The organism is Limnohabitans sp. Rim28 (genome assembly GCF_000293865.2).
In the GTDB taxonomy this organism is placed as follows: Bacteria; Pseudomonadota; Gammaproteobacteria; order Burkholderiales; family Burkholderiaceae_C; genus Limnohabitans_A.
This window is the reverse complement of sequence record NZ_ALKN02000053.1, coordinates 1-552: the sequence shown is the minus strand read 5'-3', so window position 1 is coordinate 552 and position 552 is coordinate 1. Positions and strand designations below refer to the sequence as shown.

Sequence of the window (552 nt, the reverse complement as noted above, 5' to 3'; positions counted from 1 at the left end):
CCCAGCAGGCTGGTCTCGGCTCCTGCGTCCACGCCCGTCACGCCGATGGCCAGGTAGTCGCTGGCGCTCGCGTCGGTGCTGCTGGCCGTGTTGGCGTTGTTGAGGATGACTTGGTACGCGTTGACGATGGCTTGCACGTCAGCGGCGCTGTCGGCGTTGGTTCTCAGCAAGGCTGTGGTGGCCAAAGCGCTGTTGATCATCGACACCGTCGGTTGGCTACCGCCGCCTATGCCGGTCACGCCTACGGCGCTGTAGTCGCTGGCTTGAGGGACAGAGTTGGTTGCACCGTTGTCATCGGCGTAGTTGGCTATTTTTGTGATGGCCGCATCAAAGGCGGTGATGGCATTACCCACCACCTCACTCAGATTGCCTGCGCCCCCAATGCCGTTGATGGCGCTGCCATCGGCGTTGCCCGCTTTGATGGCCGCCAGCACAGCGGCCAGGTTGTCTGCGGTGACGGTACTGGTGCCTAACAAGGCGTTGATTTGTGCGTCCGTTGGCGGCGTGCCTGTGCCGTAGCCTGCCACGGCTTGCACCGCATCGGCCAGCGCT

Annotated in this window: 1 protein-coding gene; it reads right to left on the bottom strand. The window is 63.4% G+C overall.

The annotated features are described in order from the left end of the window. A partial coding sequence (locus B472_RS17155) for a hypothetical protein (protein ID WP_157952000.1) occupies positions 1 to 552 on the bottom strand: 552 nt, incomplete at both ends.